Here is a 7,500-nt window from a genome sequence, read left to right on the forward strand (position 1 = left end):
CTTGATAGAACATCTTGGCCGAGATCAGAAAAAGTCACCCAGATCTTCAATTTTCGGGCGAAGGACGGCATTTTGAATGTCTTTGAGTACCAGGGGATGAGGGGAAAGCCCGTTCCCTGCCTTTTCTGAAGCATCCGGTTCGAGGGACCCATCGATGTTGATCCAGGTCACGAACCTTGCATTGACCAAATCCAGCGCCTGGTTAACCGTGCCGCATTCCTCTTCCCGAAACTGATCCTGGGTGAAGGAAATCACCCGTACCCGGGTTTCTTCAAATTGCCGTTCAGCCGGTTCGACCAGGGTTCCGGGAGATAGCCCAAGTCCCTGGACAGGTTTTCGCCACCTACTTTGTTTCGTTTTCGATTTTTCCCCGCCATCAACCATCATTCAGGCAACAACTTTTCCTCCCATTCTTCTCCGACCTTTTCTCAACCTTTTATCTCGCATCATTGTGGGATAAAATTCCGCGGAAGTAAAGAGGAGACTAAAAAATACTTAGGCTGTCCGATCAGGTCACGTGCGGGGCGCTCCCCGGGTTCGTCCCATCCAGGACAAGTCAACCAGTTCACCGAAGTGTTCCCGGAAAAACCGGTAATACATCAATTCTTCTTTGCTGTTCAGCACCAATCCATTCGGCAGCGACCGCTCCCGGCGGAAGTCGGCATCAGTGATTTGCGTATCAGCTTCGCGGGCCAACAGATCGTGCAAGCCTGTTCCCTGCCAGAATTTGGATTTCTTCCGCCAGAGAACGCTTTTGGGCAGAGATCCCTCCATGGCCGCCCGTAAGATCCATCTCTCCACTCCATCCTTGATCTTCATTTCCGTCGGTATTCGCAAGGCCAGTCCCACCAACGAAGGATCCAAAAATACCACGTGTGCAGCGAGACCGAAAGAGGCGGCACTGCGGTCAACCCGCTGTAAAGCGGTGTTATGGAGGCTCTGGGTAATGGTAGTCAACTCGTCGGGAAGCTGATCCCGATCGATCGACTTGAGATAGTCATACCCGGCGAAAAGCTCGTCGCTGCTTTCTCTGGAAAAAATTTCTGAGACATATCCGGCCACCCGGTGGTTGGTGATACCGGAGCAGACCAAAAGGGCATCAAAAAATTCCCGGTGATAAATACACTCCGGTATTTCTTTGTGACCTCTTTGAAGCTCGCTTTCATCTTGTGATGTCTGGTTTTAAGAAAACGAGTTATTGGTCCGTCCGGATGTGATCCCCGGCGTTGGATGGCATCAAGCATCCGGTTGACCAATTGTGTTTTGCCCCGTCGGGCCATACCGGCAATTCCGGCCATAACAGCACTCCTTTCCCAGTTACCAAATCTCACCTCTTCACGTCCTCGGCCCACTGGCTTAATATGTCAGAAAACGCCAGTCCGGGCAAATTTGACTTATTCGCCCGGACTGGCCTGGTTGATATAATCTACTAATCTACTCGGTCTCCCCGTCTACCTCGCCTCCCTCATCAGCCGGGAGGGTGGGCGCCTCATCTCTCGGACCGGTCGATTCTCTTTCTGCAAGAGACATGCCCAATGACTTGAAAAAGTTGGCGCGGGCGACGCTGTAGTCGAACAAGGTCTGGAGATAAGCCGTCTCGGCTTCATAGGTCCGGTTCTGACTGTCCGTGAGATCCAGGCTGGTAATCACCCCGGCTTCGAAACGGGCCTGGTCAATCCGGAAACGTTCCCGGGCGATATCCAGGCTGCCAGCTTGCAGGGGTATCGACCGTTCGGCATTACGAAGACTCTCATGGTTCCGAAGAACTTCGATTTCGATAAGTTGCCGGGTTTCAACAAGGTTCGCCTTCGCTTCAGCGAGCTTGACCAAAGATCTGTCCCGAACGAGGGGAGGGGTAAAATCGGTACTGTTCACCTCAACTTCTTTTTCCCGCAGAATCACCGTATCTTCAGCGATTTTAATCTCCAGCCGCTGCGCCAACGCATGATTGACAGCTTGAACCGGGTCCAAGATGACCTGGTCCATTCCCAAGTCTGTCACCAGGGTGAGGGGAGCGGTCATCTCCCGACCCAGTAAACGATTTAAGCTCATCCGGGCAAGCAGCAAGGCATTTTCGTTTCGGCTTTTTTCCGATAACGCCCGAGAGACCTCCAGTTCGGCCGACAGTATCTCGATTTCGGCAACCATACCGAGTGAGAACCGAGTCTCGATCTCCTCCAGCCGTTTGTGGGCCCGTTCCAGGTTTTCCTCGGAAAGGATCAGAGCCCGTTCCATGCGCAAGACATCATAATAGGCTTCTTCCACTTCTTTGGCGGCATCGGCCTTGCTCATTTCCAAGTTCCGCTGGGCCACCCGCCAGGAGTTCTCAATCGTCAGCTCCTGGAGAATAGAAGGGTTTAACAAAAGATCCGCCCTTCCCTGTTTATAATTTATTTCTTCTTCCCGGAGCTTCACGATAGCTTTTTCCACAGCGCTCCCCTTCTGAAGGGCCAGAGACACCGCCTCCTCAAGAGAAAGGTGGACTGATTCTCCTCCCGAAGCGTGAAGCGGAGAATTGCCGGAAAGAAACGCTGTAAAAACCAGGAAGATCAACGGAGCCAAACTAAATCTTTTCACGATACTTAAAAATTCAAGAGCCATGCTGCACCTCCTCTTCTGAATTGACAGAACCACGAGCATGTGGGTGTTGATTGGGATACGCCCTTACCGGAAAGAGAAGACGGGCGTATCCCAATAGTTACTCGTAACGCAAGGCATTGATGGGATCCATCCGGCTGGCCCGGCGGGCTGGGAAAATCCCGAAGAAGAGTCCTACCGCCAGAGAGACCCCAAAGGCGATCACTACAGACTCAATCGATACCAGGGTTTCCCACTGAGATAATCTGGCTATGCCCCGGGAAGTCACGATCCCCAAGATAATACCGATAATCCCTCCCAGTCCGCTCAAGACAGAGGACTCGATGAGAAATTGAAGAAGAATATCGGAGGGACGAGCTCCGACCGCTTTTCGCAAACCGATTTCCCGGGTTCGCTCGGTTACCGAAACCAGCATGATGTTCATGATTCCAATGCCGCCCACCAAAAGGGATATCCCGGTAATCCCGCCAAGGAGGAAAGTGATCGTTCCGGTGACTTCAGTAATTGTATCCAGAATGCTCTGCTGGTTGAAGACGCTAAAGTGTTCCTCTCCTCCCAGGCTCCGGGTAAAAAACCAGTTGAGAAAAGATTCAGTCTGAGGAACGGCTGCGGTGGACACCGTCTGTACGGTGATACTCTGTATCAGACGGCTGCCGGTGAGTCGTTTCTGAGTGGTGGTGATCGGCACCAGGACGCGATCTCCCAAATCCTGACCGAACTCTGATTTCGGTTCCATCACTCCAATCACAGTAAAATTGACATTCCCTATCCGGACGGATTGTCCCAGAGCGAAATTCGATTCACCGAACAATTCTTCGGCTACGGTCGATCCGAGTACGGCCACCCGGTTCATCGCTTCCAGGTCGACTAGAGAGAAAAAACGGCCCAGTGAGGGTCGAAAATTTTGGATATCCGGATAATTCGGCGTTGTTCCGACGATCGTGGTCTTGACCGTCTCATGCCGGTGTGAAACGATACTCGAAAGCCTGGATTCGGCCATCAGGCTCCTGATCCCATGGGGCAGAAGTTCCTCTCCAGCCACCCGCTCAAGATCCTGATAGAGTGAATATTCAAAGTCTCGGGCGGCGACATCGGCTCCGGATTGAATCATTCCTCCGGGCCGCATTTGAAAGCGACCGGGGGCGACCGTCAAGACATTGGACCCCAGGTCACCAATCTGCTGGGTGATCTGTACCCGGGCGCCTTGGCCCAGCGAGACCATGGAGACAACGGCGGCCACCCCGATGATCACGCCGAGCATGGTCAGAAAAGAGCGGAGCTTGTTTGAAGAAAGGCTGTAGGTCGCAGTACGGAAACTCTCAAGCAGGTTCACGATTCTATCACCGCCTTTTTCCCGGACAACGCTTTCTCGAGCTCCCGCAGGACGTCCAAGGCATCAAGAGGGTTGTGGACCGGTTCTTCTTTTTCCAATCCTCCGTCCCGAAAGTGGAGGATTTTTTTGGCGTGCCGGGAAATGTCGTGCTCGTGAGTCACCAGGATAATAGTTTTACCCTCCCGGTTGAGCGCTTGAAAAATGCTCATGATTTCTTCCCCGGAACGGGTGTCTAAATTGCCAGTCGGCTCATCGGCCAAAATGATCGAGGGGCCGTTCACCAGGGCCCGGGCAATGGCCACTCGTTGCACCTGTCCCCCCGAGAGTTGATTGGGCCGGTGGCGGAGACGGTCTCCCAAATTCACCGCTGCCAGGGTCGAACGTACCGCTTCAGCCCGCCGGGAACGGGACAACCCACCGTATATCAGGGGAAGTTCGACGTTCTGAAAAGCGTTGAGTCGGGGCAGGAGATTAAAACTTTGAAAGACAAAACCGATTTTTCGATTCCGGACCCGGGAAAGCTGCCCCTCATTCAAGGTGGAGACCAGTTCACCGTCGATCCGATATTCACCCTTGGTTGGCCGGTCCAGGCAGCCCAGGATATTCAGGAGGGTCGATTTTCCCGAACCGGAGGGTCCCATTATTGCGACAAACTCGCCGGGGTAGACCCGAAAAGAAACACCACATAAGGCTTTGACTTCAAAACCGTCTCCCCGATACTCCATGCATAGATCAGTGACTTCAATTACCGGAATCATGTAGTTCGCGTCGTCATGGGCGCATTCCCGGCCTAACACGCATTCCTCCCGGGGGATAAGCGCTATTCGGTTGGAAAAAGCCAGCCTGGGGAAGCACTACCTCTTCGCCTTCCCGCAAACCATCCATGATTTCTACCAAGGTTTCGCTCCGGAGCCCCGTACGTACCTGGCGGGTCACAGCGTTGCCCTCACCGTCGAGCAGCAGGACATTCGAGCCTTCCGGACCTTCCTGCAACACCTCGAGAGGCAAGAGCAGGACGTTTTCCCTGCGCTCAAGGACGATTTCAACGTCAGCGGTCATCCCGGTTCGTAATATTCCGTCCGGGTTTGGGACATGGGTCGTTACCTCGAAGGTGACGATGTTGTCGATCACTTTCCCTTCAAAGGCGATATTCGTCACTTCACCTAAAAATCGTTCCCCGGGTAAGGCGTCCAAGGTAATAAAGGCCTCCTGTCCTATCCGCACGCGGGGGATATCGATCTCGTTGACTGGCACGACCGCCCTCATTGTTACCAGATCGGACACGACGGCCAACTGTCTTCCAGTGGAACCCATCGGGTCGATCGTATTCCCGATTTTTACGATCATTTCTATTAACGTTCCCCGGATCGGGGAACGTATAGTAGTCGCAGCAACATCGTCCCGGGCGATTTCCAGATCCGCTTGCGCCTGAGACAGGCGGGCTTCCGCCAGAGTAATGTCTTCCGGTTCCGCTCCCTTCAGCAGTTCCTCGAGACTTTTGGCTGCCACTGTTTCCCTCTTTTCCAGGATGGCGACCTGTGACTCACTGCTTTCAACGGTCTGCCTGGAAACGGCCAGATCTTCAAAGAGGCTGCGGTGACGTTCGAGGTCCTCCCGGGCACTGGAAAGGTTAATACGGGCTTCCGCCAGAGCAACTTCAGCCTGGACAATCTCATATTCGGTGGGGCCGGTGAGCAGACGGTTAAGTTCGGCCTGCCGGGACAAAACGTCAGCTTCGGCCTGTTTCAAGCGAACCGTCCAGATACCTGCATCAAGTTCGATCAAAGGCCATCCTTCTTCAACTTGTTCCCCTTCTTCAACGAGAAGAGTCCGCACGGTCCCCTCCACTTTGGCATTGATCTCCACCCGGTCGGCCGCCTGCAGGGTACCCAACGCAGAGATAATGGAACTGATTTCTCCCCGTACCACCTCCACAGTAGCCGGAGCCTCCTCCGTCGACGACCCGACGGCTGCCCGGCTGGACTGAATCTGCCGGATTCCGAGACCGGCGATTCCAAGAATAATGATGACAAAAACAATAATCAGGGTTTTTTTTCGATATTTCATAAGCACCCCTCCGTTTCTTGGCTCTCCCTTGCCTCTTCGCCCCTCCTCAAAAAATCAGGGGGCAATAACAGCGGTCTCCAGAATAGTCTCGAGCTGAATATTTCGTCCGGAGACCTGCTCCAGGCGGGCCCGGGACAGGATCAAATCGGTCAAGGCAATGTCATGGTTCATCCAGGCCAAGGTAAGCTGATAGGCGGCTTGCCTGTATTCCCGGTCGGTTATAAATCCCTGTTCCAACTGTTGGCTCCTGGCCTGGGAATTCGCTTCCTCGATCTTCAACCCCAGTTCACTCAAGAACAGCCGGTTTTCGGCGTCAAAAACCGCCTGTATCGCCCCATCGATGTCTATCTCCACTTTGCTGCCTTGGTATTGGATAGACCGCTCGATCTTTTCTATCTTGATTCTTTCCTGCCGTTCCTGTTCCCGACCTGTCCCTCCATCGAAAGGAACCCAGATAACTTCGATTCCTGCACCCCAACCGTTACTGCTTGGCGCAAAAGAATCAACGGCAGTGCTCAATGAATCGTCCCCGTAAAAACGGCCCTGTATTTCCCAATCGAGATCCCACTCCGGATTTTGAGTTCTCAGACTAAGAGACCACTGGTCCTCCACAAGAGAAGCAAAGATTCCGATTTTCGGGCGCCGTTCCCCGAGGGTCTCCTCCAAGGACAGATCAGCCCGTTCCCGTTCAAAAACAAGATCAAAGAGAGTGGGATGTCGTTCTTGGGCGTATTGAAGATAGACCGTCCGGTCCGGCTTGTCCATCCTGACGGTGAAGTCTCTTTGCAGAATAACCTCCTCGTCCAGATTCAGGCCACTCACCAACCCAAGTTTTTTCCGGTGATTCAATAATCCCGACCAGACTTGTGCGGTCGAACCCTGAGCTTCAAGATAATTCTGTTCAGCCTGCCAGAGGTCCTGCTGCGAAGCGTTCCCCAATTCGAACCGAATACCGGTGTCGATTAAGGTGGTGCGCGCTATGTCCTCGGCCAGGCGCGCAGCTTCCAGCGCCCTTTCCGAACGCAGAACTGTAAAAAAGGCGCCCATGACTTGATAAATCGCTTCCTGCCGGGTAACACTCAGTGCTTGTTCAGCCTGTGCAAGAGAAATCTCGGCCCGTTCCAAAGCAACGGGTTCTTTCCCCAACCCGGCAATAGGAATGGTATCTTTAATGGAAATTTCCCCTCCGCTTGTCAAATCCCCAAGCAGGGCAAGATTTCCCGAAACAGTCACCACCGGATCGAACTCTCCCTCCCGAGCCAAGAGGAGATTTGAACGTGCGATTTCCACCACATCGAGAGCATCGAGAACGGAAGGGTTTTTTTCCGCTGCCGAGAAAACCACTTCCTGCAAAGTCAACAATCGGGGAATCCCGGAAGACTCCTCGGAAAATGCCGTTAGAGAGGCACTCAAACCCAAGCCAAGTCCAAGCAAGACAAGAAACATTATTTGATAAAAACCCCTGAAACGAGATCGAGTCTCCACGATGAGTCCTCCTTTTT

7 protein-coding genes are annotated in these 7,500 nt (G+C 53.3%); all 7 read right to left on the reverse strand.

Annotated features, from left to right (window positions below):
* Window positions 1–24 precede the first annotated feature (24 nt).
* Window positions 25–387 carry a hypothetical protein gene (locus VLH40_10570; protein HSV32442.1) on the reverse strand — a complete coding sequence of 121 codons (363 nt, stop codon included), beginning with the start codon at window positions 385–387 and terminating at the stop codon, window positions 25–27.
* A 126-nt stretch (window positions 388–513) separates the two neighbouring features.
* Complete coding sequence (locus tag VLH40_10575) at window positions 514–1,092, reverse strand: asparagine synthase-related protein (protein ID HSV32443.1); 579 nt, start codon at window positions 1,090–1,092, stop codon at window positions 514–516.
* Between the two features lie 342 nt (window positions 1,093–1,434).
* Window positions 1,435–2,601: a TolC family protein gene (locus tag VLH40_10580; GenBank protein ID HSV32444.1), complete on the reverse strand. Its 1,167-nt coding sequence runs from the start codon at window positions 2,599–2,601 to the stop codon at window positions 1,435–1,437.
* Window positions 2,602–2,698: 97 nt separating this feature from the next.
* Window positions 2,699–3,931 carry an ABC transporter permease gene (locus VLH40_10585; GenBank protein ID HSV32445.1) on the reverse strand — a complete coding sequence of 411 codons (1,233 nt, stop codon included), beginning with the start codon at window positions 3,929–3,931 and terminating at the stop codon, window positions 2,699–2,701.
* On the reverse strand, window positions 3,928–4,728 hold the full coding sequence (locus VLH40_10590; GenBank protein HSV32446.1) for an ABC transporter ATP-binding protein: 801 nt from the start codon (window positions 4,726–4,728) through the stop codon (window positions 3,928–3,930). The genes VLH40_10585 and VLH40_10590 overlap by 4 nt, the downstream gene beginning before the upstream one ends.
* Entirely contained in the window at window positions 4,703–5,998 is a 1,296-nt protein-coding gene (locus tag VLH40_10595; GenBank protein HSV32447.1) for an efflux RND transporter periplasmic adaptor subunit, read from the reverse strand. Before VLH40_10595 ends, VLH40_10590 begins: the two co-directional genes overlap by 26 nt.
* A 54-nt stretch (window positions 5,999–6,052) precedes the next feature.
* Window positions 6,053–7,483: a TolC family protein gene (locus VLH40_10600; GenBank protein HSV32448.1), complete on the reverse strand. Its 1,431-nt coding sequence runs from the start codon at window positions 7,481–7,483 to the stop codon at window positions 6,053–6,055.
* Window positions 7,484–7,500: the final 17 nt, after the last annotated feature.

This window comes from Atribacteraceae bacterium (assembly GCA_035477455.1).
Classification (GTDB): Bacteria; Atribacterota; Atribacteria; order Atribacterales; family Atribacteraceae; genus DATIKP01.